Source organism: Nostoc sp. DSM 114161 (assembly GCF_052692665.1).
Window position 1 is genome coordinate 7,209,605 of record NZ_CP195141.1, and the last position, 15,983, is coordinate 7,225,587.

Below are 15,983 nucleotides of genomic sequence, written 5' to 3' on the forward strand. Positions count from 1 at the left end.
CTATCATGAATTTGATTTACTTTATTTTACGTTCTGCTTGGGGTATGGTGGCGATCGCGATCGTTACTGGATTCTTGAGTGGCGGTAGTAGTGCTGGCTTGATTGCTTTGATTAGCCGTGCTGCTAGTAGCGGTAGTCCTGGGCGTTTTACATCTATAGCTTGGGGTTTTGCGGGATTAGCGGTAGTTGCGCTGATTACCAGTATTATTTCCCAAGTGATGCTGATTCGGCTTTCTCAGAATGCAGTTTTAAAGTTGCGAATGCATTTGAGTCGGCGAATTCTTGGTTCTGAGTTGAGTCATTTAGAAGATTTGGGTAATGCGCGATTATTGGCAACTTTAACTGAGGATATTCAAGCAGTTGCTAATGCTGTTTATCAGATGCCTTTTTTGTTTATTAATTTAGCGATCGTTGTGGGTTGCATTGGATATATCACCTGGCTTTCTTGGTTGGTATTGGTGATGGTTTGTGGTATTTCCATAGTAGCGATCGCTAGTTGCCAGTGGCTATTAACTGAAGGCAGAAAATTTTTAGCTCTGGCTCGTGATGATGAAGACCGACTGTTTAAGCATTTTCGCACTATTACCGAAGGAGTCAAAGAACTCAAGCTTAATTATCAGCGGCGTCAAGTTTTTTTAGAACAAAAGCTGCAAGCAACTGCTAATGAATTTCGCCATCATAATGTTAAGGGTTTAACTCTTTTTGCTACAACTTCTAGCTGGGGTCAACTCGTTTTCTTTTTTGCGATCGGTTTTGTTTTGTTTGTGCTGCCTAATTTACTAACTCTTGATGCTACAACTCTCTCTGGGTACATTTTGACTTTCACTTACTTGGTGTTACCAATGGATAACATCATCAGCAAACTTCCTCTATTAAGTAAAGCCGGCATTGCTTTACAAAAGATAGATTCATTGGGTTTATCTTTAGCTACTCGTTCTGAAGTATCAACTATTCCACCTGCTATGAAAACTTCGTGGCAGAGCTTAAAATTCAACAATATTACACATACTTACTACACAAATCAAGAAGACAATAGCTTTATCTTCGGGCCGATTGACCTAACATTGTATCCTCAGGAATTAGTCTTCATTGTCGGCGGAAATGGTAGCGGTAAATCTACTTTAGCTAAACTAATTACTGGACTTTATATTCCGGTTAGTGGCGAAATTTTGTTTGATAACGAGTTAATTAATCAAGAAAACCGCGAATGGTATCGGCAGCATTTTTCTGTAGTGTTTTCCGACTTTTATTTATTTGACGAACTTTTAGGATTAAAAAATTCAAATTTAGATACTCAAGCTACAAAATATATTAAACAGCTGCAATTAGACCATAAAGTAAAAGTTGAAAACGGACAACTTTCTACCACTGCTCTTTCTCAAGGACAACGCAAACGCCTAGCTTTACTCACAGCATACTTGGAAGATAGACCAATTTATCTATTCGATGAATGGGCAGCGGATCAAGATCCAATATTCAAAGGAATATTTTATACTCAAATTTTACCAGAACTGCGATCGCGTGGGAAAACAGTCTTGGTAATTAGCCATGACGATCGCTATTTTCATTTAGCAGACCGAATTATCAAACTTGATTATGGACAAATAGAATATGACAAAACTTGACACGCTACTGCTTTAGTGAATTGGTAGTCAAAAATAGTGTTGGCATTCAGTGAAACAGCACTCTTAAAGTACTTTTGGCAACCTGTATAAGGATGAATTTATAATCTAACTTCCAACAGATTTTTTAAATTAACAACAACAAATATTCTGGTAATGGAAAACTAGTTACTCGTTGCTTTTCCGAAAAAAGCTATCAAACTAAATACTTGTTTAATTAAGGGTTTTCATAGCTTAGGAAAATCAAAGTAACCTTGTAATCAAAGGTTTTGATAATGACTAATTTGATTCCCGAACGCAAAACATCTGAAGAAGAACGTTTTGAAGATGACTATTATTCTTACTTTCTAGCACCGGAAAATTTCACGCGTTATACACCTACATCTAGTTTTCTAGATAAAACTTTTCAAGACAAGCCCTTCTCTTTATTGGATTTAGGTTGCGGTAATGGCGCTTTAAGCAAATATTTACCTGTGCGATGCGACTATTTAGGAGTCGATCACAGTGAATTAGCTATTGAACAATGTTTAAAGGTTTACCCAAATAGAAAGTTTGTGAGGAAAGATTTATCGCTTTTCCTATCTGAAGTAGTTGAAAAAAATCAAAAATTTGATGCTGTTGTCTTAGCCGGCTTGCTATTTCATAGCGTTAACAAAGAAACCCAAGAAAAAAAAGACGATCTAGAAATTATTCAATTCTGCTTAGATAAAATACTAAACGATCGAGGATATCTGGCGATCGTTGTACCTTTTGCTTATGGAAACCATCCATCTCATACCTTATTTGTTCGAGCAGAATGGCTGCAAAATTCAGTAGAAAAAATGCTAGAAATTGCCAAAGCAAAAATTGTTCACGAAAATATCTCCTTACAAATCGGCTTAGATGAAAGAGTTCGGCAGCAAAAGGTAACTCCTGATTGGTTTATTTCTGACAGTAATGCTGATTATTCGAGTATATTTGATGGGACATATATGGCAACTTGGACATTTATTGCTTCCCCCAGTAGGCAAGCTACGGAAGAAAAAAAGCACTATAACGTTTAAACTTGTTCGAGGAACATTTGCACATTTGCCAAATAAAATTAATGTCTGAGCAAAAATCCCTCAATCCCTGGAACTACAAACCTTGGTGGTGTCAACCTTGGTCTATACTGCTTACAGGTGTGACGCTGATTGCTGGTAGCTGGTTATTATTTAAAACTATCTGGCTAACAGTTCTCATTTCCATCCCTGTAGCCACCTGGATGGGATTTTTTATATTAATTTGGCCGCAACTAATTATTCGCAGTGGAATTTTAGATTCCTATGAGAATTCAGTAAATCTTAGATAGTGGACTGACATAACTAAAATACCGCATTAGATGTAGCGATCTGTGGGTGTTCAGATCCCCGACTTCTTAAAGAAGTTGGAGATCTGTAAACCCTCAGAATAATTTCCTAAACTTTTCTCAGGGTCTAGGCAAGTTTCTAGTATTAAAAATATCAAGCTTTAACGAAGAAGTCTTACAATTTCATAAGTTTTGATAATTTTTAGCCGATATCGATCGTTTTCAACCTGGCTTTGGGCACAAGACCTTGTAAGCATTTACATACCCAGGGACTTTGCATACTCAAAGCTAGAGTGAAATGAACAACAGAGCAGACCGAAGGCATGAAGAAAATAATAATGCAATAGAATATCTCTGTACAAGATTCAAGCGAATTTTAATTTCCGTTGCAGAGATGTTTTTATCATGGGGGTTTGACCTTCGAGAGAGAATCCTGCGATTATTGCAAAATTTCCAGCCTAGCGGACTTTGTTGCCTCAAGTTGAGACACTCATCTGTGAAAATCCGACCTGCTCCTTTACCTGAAAATGAAGCAGAAAGGCTCAAAGCATTAGAGGATTACAATATTCTCGATACCCTGCCGGAACAAGGATTTGATGACCTGACTGCTCTTGCTGCCTACATTTGTAAGACTCCAATTGCTTTAATTAGCTTAATTGATAGCGATCGCCAATGGATTAAATCTAAAGTGGGGCTAAAAGTGAGAGAAATACCCAGAGACTGGGCTTTTTGCTCCTATACAATTCTGCAACCACAGAAGATATTAATAGTTGCCAACGCCAGCAAAGACGATCGCTTTGCAAATAATCCTTTAGTTAAAAATCATCCCAAAATTCGTTTTTACGCTGGTGTACCGCTAGTTACGCCCAATGGGTTTGCCGTCGGGACATTGTGTGTCATCGATATGATTGAGCGCCGATTAAATGACCAGCAATTAGATGCATTGTATCGCCTCAGTCGTCAGGCGATCGCCCAGATGGAACTCATCCGAGAAATTCACAACCGCAAACAAGCAGAGATCGAAGGAAGACAGTTATCGCTAACCGATGAACTAACAGGCTTGCATAATCGGCGTGGCTTCTTCCTACTGGCTGAACAACAACTAAAAATTGCTCGCCGGATGAAACTTCTATGTTGGGTAATTTTCATTGATTTAGACGGACTAAAACAGATTAACGACACCCTTGGCCACGATGTCGGAGATGCTTTGATTATTGATGCTGGCCGATTACTCAAGCAAAGTTTTCGCAAGTCCGATATTGTTGCTCGCTTGGGTGGAGATGAGTTCATTGTTTTCATTTCCAGCTATTTCAAAGAAGCAGAAAACATCCAAACACATTTGCAAACAAACATTGCCAACTTCAATCAACAACAAAACCGTAGCTATGAAATTTCCATGAGTATGGGAATACAGCGTTATTCACCAGAGACTAATATGTCACTAGAACAACTAGTCGCCAGATCTGACGAGTTAATGTATGCTCACAAACGTCTCAAGCGGCAATCTGTTTTGTAAAGGGCATAGGAAGAGGCAGAGGGGCAGAGGGGCGGAGGGGCAGAGGGGCAGAGGAGCGGAGGGGCAGAGGGGCAGAGGGGAAATACTATTGTCACTTCTTCCCTACTCCCCATCTCCCCTGCTCCCCATCTCCCCTGCTCCCCATCTCCCCTGCTCCCCATCTCCCCAGTCCCCAGTCCCTTTTCATATCTTTGACAATCTCTGGTCTAACTTTTCAAGCTTGGTTTCGATAATTTCAACCTTCCATGCTGACGAATAATCAGCCACCCTATAGCCACCACTCTTAACATGAGCCAACATCAATTCATCTCGTTGATGCCAAACTGCAAATATTTTTTCCCTGCCATCATTTAGCGTTGCTGGATCGATTTGATAAACTTCATTTACTTGCTTCAGCTTCAAACCTAATAAATTTAACAATCGGCTGAGTATTTTGATTCCCCGAAGTTGTTCTTTCTCTCCAAGCAAATTAATACCAAGGACTCTTTTAATGTGCTTGCTATGCTGAAAAGCAACATTCTTCAGCAAGATTAAATCATCATGATTTTCCCTCAATTCTCGTCCTTCTTCCAAGAATTGCAGCATTCCTAACGCTCTCATTGCCTCAACTTTGAGAGTGTAAGTTTTTAAATCTGGTAGAAAAACTTTACCCTCACCCCAAGATAATTGCTGATGCCATTCTTGCTGGTCTCTGATATGAAAATACTCACTTTCATGAGTCAGATAATAGTGAATTAATAATTGACTATAATATCCGCGATCGTCCTGCAATTTTAGAGTGGGAGTAACTTCTATTCCATATTTTTGCCTGAGAATATATTTGTTTAGTTGATTGCGTTCTTCATCAGTTAAAGAATGTTTAACTAATAGTTGTTGGTATTCTACATAATTGATATTTTTAGCATTAGCTACAGATGTTGCTGCTACTAGTTGATTTTGTTGTTTAATTTCTTTGATTTTGCGTTTAATGTCTTTAGCTTTTTGACGGCTTTGTGCCCAATCTTTTTGGACTTGGACGATTTCTAGAATTAACCTTTTGCGGGTTTCTAAATCATCGCGATCGCTCGCCAAAAAAGCAAGGCGTAAATCTCGAATAATATTATTGTGAACAGCATTACTCCGCAGCTTAATTATATGCCCGTCAGCAATTAAACCATCTTGCATTGATTGACGATAAAGGCGAATTGATGCATTTACCCTTGCAGATAATTTTGCCCAAGTTCGTAGATGAATTGGGTCATGAACTAAAGGTAAATCCACGTCTATTTTATGTAAAGGACTGAGCAAAGCTAAATTTTCTTTTTGATTTTCCTGATACCAATCAGATAGCAAGCGATAATTTGTACTACCGCTACCAATTAAACCAATACCTCGCTTAGCGCACCAGACAACCCTCGGTACATCATCCCGCACCCTTGCTAATGCTTGTCGCGCTTCTGAGTCAGGAATTACGCCTTGAAAAATGCCATAAACTCGGTCGAAATGTTGAACATCAATACTAATTCCCGTACCCAGACTAGGAGTAACAAAAACACCGTCATATTCAGCTATTTTTTGATTAATCGCTGCAATAAAATCAACTGCTGCGTGGCCGGGTGTGTTTGTAGTGTGGCTACTAACTACTAAAGTTTGAGGAAACTGTCGTCTTAATTTTTGTAATCGCTCTTTCAAATAACCTTCAATGGTTTCACAACTATAACGCCCAGCACGACTATCGGTAGTAACATAGCATTTACGTCCGGCAAGTAAATCTAATTCTAGTTGATGAATTAAGGGTGTTGGATTTGGTGAATCATAAAATGTCACGTCCCAACCTTGCTGGGGTTTCCATTCGTTAATAACTACCCAAGGTGTTAATTTAATTCCTGATAATCCCTGTAAATATTCAAGTGAAACATCTGATAAATCGGCATCTTGGGCAATTACTAAGCCTCCAGTTTTTAAAACTGTAGCAATTAGTTCTTGGAATATTTTTAAGATTTTTACACGTTTATGCTTACAAGTATTACTGTTTAGTAAATGCCATAAAGATTGTTCGACTTCATCCAAAATTACTATTGCCCCATGCCAATCTTCAGGGTTCAATTTCCAAATCGAATCAATGCATAAACCGAAAGATTTAGGCATTGGGCATGGGTCATTGGGCAGAAGAGGCGGAGGGGCAGAAGTGCGGGGGTGCAGAGGGGCACAGGAGAAAGAACTTTTACAAAAACTCTCCCCTGCTCCCCTGCTCCCCTGCTCCCCTGCTCCCCTGCTCCCCTGCTCCTCTGCTCCCCTGCTCCCCTGCTCCCCTGCTCCCCTGCTCCCCTGCTCCCCTGCTCCCCATCTCCCTACTCCCCACTGAATCCCAATTTTTTCACACAAAAATCGTCCTAATAAGATTCTATGAGTAATTAATAAAACAGGTTGATTAATCTTTTTGGCTTGCCGAACAACGTTATGCAGGGCTGTGGTTTTACCTGTTCCTTTTGCTGATTTGACTCCTACTAATCCAGATGTGGGAAAAGGAATTTCACCTATATAAGGACGGTTAAAATTTAGGGCAGCAGGAATGTTTAACTCGGTGTGGGGTTTGGTTTGGGCAAGATATATTTCTAAATCAAGACTTTGCCGATAAAGTTTATCGAAGTTAGTTACACCTTTGGCAACAATAAAATCATCAACTCCTTTTTCTTTTCCTGGAAGTTCAATAACTTTAACAGGACAATTTTTTTGCTGGAATAAACAACCAAGTTGAGAAATGGCATTATTAATAGCAGCAATTTTCTGAGGTTGAGTTTCAAAATCAAAGCAAATATAAAACCGACGCTTTGTCGTCGCAAACATCGCTAAGTCGGGTATCAATTGACGACGGGTAACTTTACCAAACTCATCTTTGACGACGCGATAACCACTGGTAATTCCAGGAACGCCAATAGCTACATATCCTTGTGTCAACAGCGTCGCTGCTTTCTTCACACCCTCGCAGATGATGAGAGAAATATTTTTTTCCATCACCCATTGCCAAAAACCCCTAGCTTCGCCATCAGGGTTAATGGTGATATCATCGGGCATGGGTAAATTGTAACGCCCTGCAACTTGCTGCCAGATTTGGAACGTTACCCGCAAACAAAACACCCGCGTTGGCGTGCTGGGGGGATGTTCGTATTTGATGGATTTGCCTTTGTTATTTTGTCGCGGTTGGTTTGGCTTAAAGCACCCCCATTCCATCATTTGCCAATTATTCAAGGGGTCTAGTCCAGAACACCACCAACCACCTTCGGTGATATGAGCATAACGCTCCAACCAACTACTTTTTACCATTCCAGTATTGGTGCGCGGAAGTAGCTCAGAAATCAACAAATACTCATAAGCAGCTACACCTTGGAGCGACTGAAAATTAAGTTGCACTAAGTGTAAGTCTATACCACTACTCTTGACTAATTCTTCAAGGTGTTGGGGATGTAAATAGTGCAGATGCATATCAAAAGGCGCTAAGGCAAGACGATGAGATTAAAACATTAACATGCATTTCTTAGTTTCTTATAAGCAAGATTGCGAATATTTAATGATGCTTTTTTTACTGCGTTTTGGGAGACACATCGGTGAAGGCTATAATGGGTTATTCTGCCTAATAGATCCCCGAAGTAATAATTTTGTATTGTGATATTTGTTTGCTAAAAATTTTCATTTATCAGTATATTTTTTAGTTAAGGAATGCGATCGCCATCAGCCACAAGTTATATTAAGGAACAGGGAACAGGCAATAGGCTTGAAACTGGCTTGGTGTTGGGGTTTTAATATCGGTTAATGTCCTAACCTAACTGGCAACTGCTATCAAATATTGCTTTAGCATCATTACTACGCGCATAAATAAATGTTAAGAATTAAGAATATCTTCCGAAAATTAGTGTTATGAAAGTTTATTTTCTATTCATGAGTTGAATTGTATTAAGTAGAAGGCAGGAGGTAGTTCGCGTAAGCGTTGCCGCAGGCTAGGCAGAAGGGAAAAGCCAGTGTCGATCGGGGTTTTAAACTTTTGCATTTTGCATTTAATTATGTCTATTTACTTAATAAAAAAGAGTCTATTAAAACAAAATTAAAATTCAAAATTCAAATGAAGAAATACTGAATAATACAAGCTGTGAACGCATGGCAAATGGTCAGTTTATTTTTGCCACGACCTAATAGTTAGCTTGATTTTTGAATCTCCATTTGTTGGAAAAACAGTTAGTTGACAAAAAAAACAGTGGTTTATTTTTGTCTGACGTAAAATCCGAAGAAACCCAAAAAAAGACAACATATTTATAAACTGTCAGATTATGTGGAAATCAAAGTTAATATTGAAATTGGTACTGTCGGTTGCGGCGATCGCAACTAGCGTCCAGCTAAGTAACACAAATGACTATGCCGTTGCTGAAAGTGCATCTTCTAATGTAAGCGTCGAATCTGGACAAGAAATTGATACTTTGGAAATTCCAAAGCTAGCTCTTACAGGCATTGGTATAGGAGTCATATCAGGCTTAATACTTTCTGCTTTTTGGTCTCAGAAATATCGTCAGCGTCAACTATACTCAACTACAAAAATAGACCGCTTTCGGGAAGAATTTGCTTGCGGTTCTTTAGCAGATTATCACTTATCCAAATTAAAAAATAATCCCAAAAGCTTAGAAACACCAAATCAAGAAGAAATACCAAGTTTACCTACTTATAAGGAAAGTTTAGTAAATCTTAACTCTAGTTATGAAACAGATGATATAGTAGCAGAACCTACCCCAGATGCAGTACCTAATTCCTTATCTCACAGGTATCAGAAATTAATAGAAGAAATTGTTAGTACCGCCCTTACAGGTAAAATCCGTTCTCAAGAATATATACATCGTCAATTAATAGAAAATGTTGGCCCTGGTAATGGTGAAATCTTTGAACGCTGTTTGAGCGATCGCTTGAATTCTACACAATCCGAACTCAATAAAGCGATCGTTTCTCCGGACTTGTTCCAAAGAGAAACTCTTGAGTTGAAAAAAGCTCGTTTAAATCGTACCCTGAAAACATTACAAAATATTGAAAGCGAATGGGAACGAGTCCAAAAACAAAAACGCGATCGAGCCGCAGTTACCGCAGCTGTGCAAGAAATTCTCACAGCCTCACAAGCTTCTCGCTTTTCAGTTTTTTTACAAATCATCGATCCCAACCAAAACGAAGTTTTCAGCCAAAGTCAATTACAACAACTAGCCCACCAATTAAAAGCAGCGGTATCTGCTGATGAAGATCTTCACCGAAAACAAGAAATAAAACAACTAGCGATCGGCATCACTAGCGGTGTAGAATCCTATCAGCAATTAGAAGCTTCTCTTGTGAGTTGGATTTACGAATCAACAAAAACTCCATTAGAATTAACACAGTCTCAACTAAAACAAGAACCTTGGGCTTCGTGGGCAGAAAAAGTTAGCACTCCATTAACACAAATATTATTTTCTGCATTAGCTGATGGCATATCTGCAACAGAAGTAATTGTCTGCCAGCCTTATATCTACATGAAAGACTGGGTGGAGTTAACAATAATTGTCCAAAGAATGCAGCAAAGTTTGGTGACTTTGTTTGAAAGACAACCCCATGATTCCAAATGGGGTACATCTGCGTCTATTGCGACTTTTCTCAGTTTTGCTGTGGTTTGGTGTGAATTATCTGATGGTTTTCGTGTCGCTACCAATATCGATCGCACCAAAGGCGAAGAATTAGCGAAAGCCTGTTTTCAAATTGTTTTACAAATTCTCAGAACTTTTGCCCGTCGCCAATACTTTCCCCTTTACGGCGGAGTATTTGCCTTTTTTGGGAGAGATGCGTTGCAAGATGCGATGGATTACTTAGATACACCACTCCAAGAAGTGGAAGATACCCAAGAAAAAGCCCGGATACTAACGCTGTTGGGTTATTCTCAATTTATTTTAGGTAAATATCCACAAGCCAACTCATTCCACCAACAAGCTTTAGAAATTGCCAGCCAAGCCGGGGATCGGCCCTGTGAAATTGCCAATCTCAACCACAGTAGCCGTATTTGCGTTGCTCAAAAAGATTATTCTCAGGCAATTAATTATAGCCAGAGGGCATTAATTTTAGCTCGTCAAGCAGGCGATCGCTTTGGAGAAGCCCACGCCTTGGCAACTTTGGGCTATAGCGAAGTGTTTGCGGCGCAGCAGACAGAACGCATAGAAGCAGATATTTACGAACAACCAATAGAATACTTGCACCAGGGTTTAGAATTGTCAGAAAAATTGCGTAATTCACCATTTGGTATTAACTTGGCTGCACGCCAAACTCAAGCCCTTTGTTATGTAAGTCTTGGTATTGCCCACGTCGCCTTAGAAAAATCCCAAGCTGCCATAGAATACTTAGAAAAAGGTACTGAGGCGGTGCAATCTTCTGGTGACAAATATCTCCAAGGGTTAAACTTTTTGTATTTAGCGGAAAGTCATTACAGCTTGAATCATTTAGAAACAGCACTATATAATAGCTGCCTGGGGATGTATTTATTAGAACAAATTACTGCGGCGGAATGGCGACAAGCGGCTGGTTTAGTGACAATTTTACAAAGTAAATTAGGAAATGACGCTGTAGAACAAGTAATAGCAAATTCTCAAAATAATATCGTTAAATTCATTGGTGTCGATGGCTACGATAGCTTGCCGAAATTGCTTGAAGAATACAAGCGATCGCACTAAGCTAACGCGCCTACATATTGCACAAACTCCGTGTAGACCGTTATTAGTCATTAGTCATTTGTCATTAGTCATTTGTGTTTACCAAGGACAAAGGACAATTGACTTAGGACAACTTAGAGTTTAATTATGATGTTATCCAGCTAAATCAATTGCATTGGCAGGATTTTGTCAATCAGCCAAATCCTGTAGCTAGTGCTTTGATGGCAAAAATGCGGATGAATGCAAATGAACGTCCCCAAGTCAAACTGACATCATTACAGTTGTTAACAAGTCTTGGGCTTAACCCAGCACAAGTACAGTTAATTTCCGGCTTTATTGATACATACTTAGAATTGAATTCCCAAGAAGAAGTCGTGTTTCAAGAACAACTTGCTACCATTGAACCAAAAGAGCAAGAAAAAGTTATGCAGATAGTTACCAGTTGGATGCGACAAGGGCTTGAACAAGGACTTGAACAAGGACTTGAACAAGGGGAAAAGCAAGGAGAATTAAAATTGCTAATGCGCCTACTTAACCGTCGCTTGGGAGAAATTAGCCCACAAATGAAGGGCAGAATTGAAAATCTGTCAACCCCTGAGTTAGAAAATCTCGGTGAGGCGTTGCTGGATTTTTCTTCTGTTGCAGATTTAGAAGCTTGGTTTGAAAATCTCAGCTAGTGGCCTCACAGCACCGACTCCCTAATGCTCGTCTATTGCACTAATTCCTGAAACCGCTTTTGACTACGCACTTTGCTAAAGTCAGGGTCAGTTTTAGCTAATTTTTTGTATTTTGCAGGAACAGATTGAATCGCTCGATCTAGGTTTTCAATTGCTAATTCTACATTGCCTTGTAAAGCATAAGCACAAGCTTTGTTGTAATATGCTTGATGCAAATCTTTTTTGATGCCGATCGCCTTATTATAAGATGCAATTGCTTCTTGATAGCGTTGCAATTTTGTTAAGGCAATGCCCCGGTTAGTTAAAGCTTCATATTTGTTAGGCTTGATGGCGATCGCTCGATCGTAAGATGCAAGAGCGTCTTTGTAGCGTTGCAGAGATGTTAAGGCTATGCCACGATTATACCAAGCTTCATCCTTGTCAGAGTTGATGGCGATCGCTCGATCGTAAGATGCAATCGCTTCTTGATAGCGATGCAGTGATGTTAAAGCTATGCCGCGATTTATCCAAGCTTCAGCAATCTCAGCTTTCATGGCGATCGCTTTGTCGTATGCTTTGATTGCATCTTCGTAACGCTGTCTATCTAATAAATTATTGCCTTGAGCAAATAAAACTTCTGCCTTTTGGCTAGCCTTAGCTTCTACAAAAAGCTGGTTTACATTAGTTTCCTGAACAACTTGTGTGGTATTTTCTGTCCATGAATTCGCCCCATTGCTACAACCAAACCCAAAGAAAATTATTAAGCTAGATGCAACCAATCCGTACCTACAAACCATGCTTTATCTACAGAACTTATAATTCTGTTATTCCAATTTTGTTATTTTTTGAATATTATCAAATATTTACTACTTTTTGCTCCTTAGTTCTATGATTTTTTGAAAAAACCTTTGCTGAAATTTTAAAATGGTTTTTTTGATATTAAATTTATCCCATAATAACTACGCCCGCCGCAGGCATCGCACTTTTTTTATACAAGCATCAATAAAAACATTTTAAAAGCAATTTAAGTACTCTAGATGGCGCAGTATGAAGATATAATCAAGTAATCTAGTCTGAAAGCTATCTTATAGATTACCTACGTATACTGGTTTAACAGAAATATTTGGTAAAAATGCAAACAATCCTCCGTTAGAGACTCAAGTTAAATGAGTACAATAGCGATCGCGCCCCTGTTGTTTGGCATTATATAGGGCTTTATCGGCTGAAGCGATGAGTGTATCTGGCTTGATGTCGCAAGTAGGTATGACACAAGTAATACCCAAACTAACAGTAACGATATTCTTGATATCAGACTGTGCATGGGGAATAGCCCGATTGTAAATTGCTTGCTGAATATTTTCTGCTACTTTCACTGCTCCTGCTAAGTCAGTATTGGGAAGGAGTACCGAAAATTCTTCTCCACCATAACGCGCCACTAGATCGGCAGGACGATGAACTGTCTGTTGTACTGTTTGTGCTATTTTGATTAGACAATCATCGCCTCCAAGATGACCATAGTAGTCGTTGTAAGATTTGAATTTATCAACATCGAATAAAATCAATGAGAAAGGTTGTTGTTGTCGTGTAAGGCGTTTCCATTCTGCTTGCAGCCGTTCGTTGAAACAGCGACGGTTAGCTACCTGAGTCAAACCATCCAAATTTACCAGTTGTTCTAGTTTATGATTTGCATCTTCCGCTTTTTCTTTAGCAACTACTAACTCTGTTGTTCTCTCTTGTACCCGTTGTTCTAAAGTTTCCAAAGATGTTTGTAACTGAAGTGCCATGTTGTTAAACGACTTCGCAAGTTGACCTATTTCGTCTTTTGAATTTATTTTGGCCCGGATATCTAAGTTACCTGCGGTAAACTGGGAAACTATATTGGTAAGATAAATTATTGGCTCTGTTAGCAGTTGCCCAATGGCAAAAGCGATGATTGTCACTACTGAAGCGATAATTGCAAATAGAAACATTGCGTGACGAATTTGCTTTTCTACAGGTGCTAGGGCAACAGCAAGAGGCTGTGCAAACAACACAGACCAAGGTTTATATTTTAAACGAGCGATCGCAATCAAATTAACTTGATTGCGTGTTGCTGACAAAGATGCAATTAAATACGACTGGTGATTATCCAATGCTTCTTTAAGTTTTGACTCATTAGTTGCCAATTCTTGAGGAGGATAATTCGGCAAACGCCCTTTTTTTTGCAGTTGAGTTACAACATCCAAAGGCAGAGGCACAATTGATTTAAAAAGTAGTTTTGGTGCAGTGCTATGTGCCAGATAAATATTATTTTCATCTAAAAGAATAGCAAATGATTTCAGTCCAGCCCGTTCAGTTTGTCGAGTTACTAACTGCTGAACGACAGTAGCATTGTATGAAACGCGCAATACACCTAATATATCTCCCTTGGCATTGCGAACCGGACTGCTAAAAAAGAGGATAACAAGGTCAGGAATTGTCGGCGATCGCGTCATACTAGAAACAAAGGACAGCCCAGTTTCTAGTGGTTTTTTAAAATAGTTTTCAACTGATTCATCTTTGCCAATGTTCGATGTATGTGTATCCAATACATTTTTACCGTTTAAATCAAGCAAAGCATAGGAGAGAATATTGAGCATATCTTTGCGACTGAGACGGATTAATGTTTCTATCGCCAATTGCATTTCCGGGCTGTCATCTCGCTGTTTTGGACTTAGGCTGAGGTAGCGTGCCAAACCGGGCAAAAACGCCTCTACGCGCACGGCATTGAGATTTCCATCAATAAAGGCATCTATTCTGTTAGTAGTTTCGTAAGCTGCCGCAGATAGGGCTTGTCGGGCGTTGTCAGTTAGTGCTTTTTCAGTTGTCTGTTTGTTGATAACTGCCAATAATAGCAAAGGAATCAAAGCAACAATGAGAAACGAGACGATTAACTTTCTACGGATGCCGCCCAAAAAAGTCTGCTGCATGGCTTTAAACTAGGAGGGAGGGTTCAAGAAGGAAGAATTGAACAAACTTTTTAACTCAGGAATGCGCGTTACATTTCCTGAGCTAATAAAAAAGTCTGCATATATCTTGGCAGTTTTGTAGATGGAATTAGGGTTACTCGATTGAAAGAATTTTTGATTCTCAGCTAAATCAGTTAGGTTTACTCCCTCTAGAGAAAGTGTATTGCTAGGAATTTTTAAGGCTTTGCTAACGATCGCGTTTCCTTCTTGAACATTTGCTTTCCAGTAGGACGCAGCTTGCAGCCATCCTCGCACAAATGCACGAATGTCTTCGGGGCGATCGCGGATTGTATCATTGCGAAAAATAATCATATCTAAAATCAAGCCAGGGGTTTGTTTGCTGGTAAATAGGATATTTCCCCCTAATTTTATAGCCTCAGAAAGATAGGGTTCCCAAGTGTGACCGGACTGAATAACATTATTTTTCAGCCCTTCAGGAATTTCTAAAGCCTCTAATTTAACCAACTTTACATCATCGCTGGTTAAGTTGGCAGTTTTCAACATCTCAATCGCGAAAACTTCGCTAAAACCGCCTAGATTTGCACCCAGTTTTTTCCCTTTTAAGTCAGCAACAGTTTTAATTTGTGATTGGGCGACTACCGCATCTGCTCCTGTTGATTCATCTATAATAAGCACGCCTTGTATATCAGGATTTGTGGTACTCAATATTATAAAACTTCCCAAGGACGCTGTAATACCATCATACTTACCCGCACTGAAATTTGCTCTTTCCAATTGGGTGTATCGTTTATAAATTAGTTCCACATCTACCCCTTGGGCTTTGAAGAATCCTTTTTCTTGAGCAATGATTCCTGGATACTCCCCAACAAAAGATGTAAATATCACTTTCAAAGGAGGGCGTTTGAATTCGGTCGGTGTCCAAGCATGACAAGCAAATAGCAAACAGGCGGCAATGAGAAACATACTAAAGCATCTGAGTAGTTTTAACATAAATATTAGATATTATTTAACCACTATTGATGAAATATTCAACTACATCAACTATATTTTCAAATTAAAACTGACGGCGAAACTCGATTAAATACTTAATAAAAAAGTTACTGGGTGAGGATTTTTTAGAACTAATTGTATGACAACCACAGCGTCACCCTTGAAACTTTGGGTTTAAAAAGCCTAGCAAATCCCAAATAAAATTATTCTATGATTACTCAACCAAATTAATTAAGCTTGCCGC

At 39.1% G+C, this 15,983-nt stretch carries 10 protein-coding genes; 6 read left to right on the forward strand and 4 right to left on the reverse strand.

Annotation, left to right across the window (positions count from 1 at the left end):
• The first annotated feature begins 5 nt into the window (after positions 1 to 5).
• The 4 genes from NSTC745_RS29955 (at position 6) to NSTC745_RS29970 (ending at position 4,465) form a co-directional block, all read left to right on the forward strand.
• Positions 6 to 1,625, forward strand: coding sequence for a cyclic peptide export ABC transporter (locus tag NSTC745_RS29955; protein WP_445634257.1), 1,620 nt, complete (start codon positions 6 to 8; stop codon positions 1,623 to 1,625).
• 272 nt (positions 1,626 to 1,897) lie between these two features.
• The gene (locus NSTC745_RS29960; protein ID WP_445634258.1) at positions 1,898 to 2,665 is read left to right on the forward strand and encodes a class I SAM-dependent methyltransferase; all 768 of its coding nucleotides are present in this window, start codon (positions 1,898 to 1,900) and stop codon (positions 2,663 to 2,665) included.
• A 41-nt stretch (positions 2,666 to 2,706) separates the two neighbouring features.
• Positions 2,707 to 2,952, forward strand: coding sequence for a DUF6737 family protein (locus NSTC745_RS29965; protein ID WP_445634259.1), 246 nt, complete (start codon positions 2,707 to 2,709; stop codon positions 2,950 to 2,952).
• Between the two features lie 493 nt (positions 2,953 to 3,445).
• Positions 3,446 to 4,465 (forward strand): sensor domain-containing diguanylate cyclase, encoded by a 1,020-nt coding sequence (locus tag NSTC745_RS29970; RefSeq protein WP_445634260.1) that lies wholly within the window; start codon positions 3,446 to 3,448, stop codon positions 4,463 to 4,465.
• Between the two features lie 183 nt (positions 4,466 to 4,648).
• Here NSTC745_RS29970 and NSTC745_RS29975 read toward each other — a convergent pair whose 3' ends face one another.
• Positions 4,649 to 7,927: a plasmid replication protein, CyRepA1 family gene (locus NSTC745_RS29975; RefSeq protein WP_445634261.1), complete on the reverse strand. Its 3,279-nt coding sequence runs from the start codon at positions 7,925 to 7,927 to the stop codon at positions 4,649 to 4,651.
• An 839-nt stretch (positions 7,928 to 8,766) separates the two neighbouring features.
• On the opposite strand from NSTC745_RS29975, the gene NSTC745_RS29980 reads away from it, so the two are divergent.
• Positions 8,767 to 11,166 (forward strand): tetratricopeptide repeat protein, encoded by a 2,400-nt coding sequence (locus NSTC745_RS29980; RefSeq protein WP_445634262.1) that lies wholly within the window; start codon positions 8,767 to 8,769, stop codon positions 11,164 to 11,166.
• 149 nt (positions 11,167 to 11,315) lie between these two features.
• Positions 11,316 to 11,822: a DUF4351 domain-containing protein gene (locus NSTC745_RS29985; protein WP_445634263.1), complete on the forward strand. Its 507-nt coding sequence runs from the start codon at positions 11,316 to 11,318 to the stop codon at positions 11,820 to 11,822.
• A gap of 32 nt (positions 11,823 to 11,854) precedes the next feature.
• Here the strand turns inward: NSTC745_RS29985 and NSTC745_RS29990 are convergent, their stop codons facing one another.
• From NSTC745_RS29990 to NSTC745_RS30000, 3 genes are all read right to left on the reverse strand, one after another.
• Positions 11,855 to 12,598, reverse strand: a complete 744-nt coding sequence (locus NSTC745_RS29990) for a tetratricopeptide repeat protein (protein WP_445634264.1) — start codon at positions 12,596 to 12,598, stop codon at positions 11,855 to 11,857.
• Between the two features lie 360 nt (positions 12,599 to 12,958).
• Positions 12,959 to 14,749: a diguanylate cyclase domain-containing protein gene (locus NSTC745_RS29995; RefSeq protein WP_445634265.1), complete on the reverse strand. Its 1,791-nt coding sequence runs from the start codon at positions 14,747 to 14,749 to the stop codon at positions 12,959 to 12,961.
• A 9-nt stretch (positions 14,750 to 14,758) separates the two neighbouring features.
• Positions 14,759 to 15,739, reverse strand: a complete 981-nt coding sequence (locus tag NSTC745_RS30000; RefSeq protein ID WP_445634266.1) for an ABC transporter substrate-binding protein — start codon at positions 15,737 to 15,739, stop codon at positions 14,759 to 14,761.
• Positions 15,740 to 15,983: the final 244 nt, after the last annotated feature.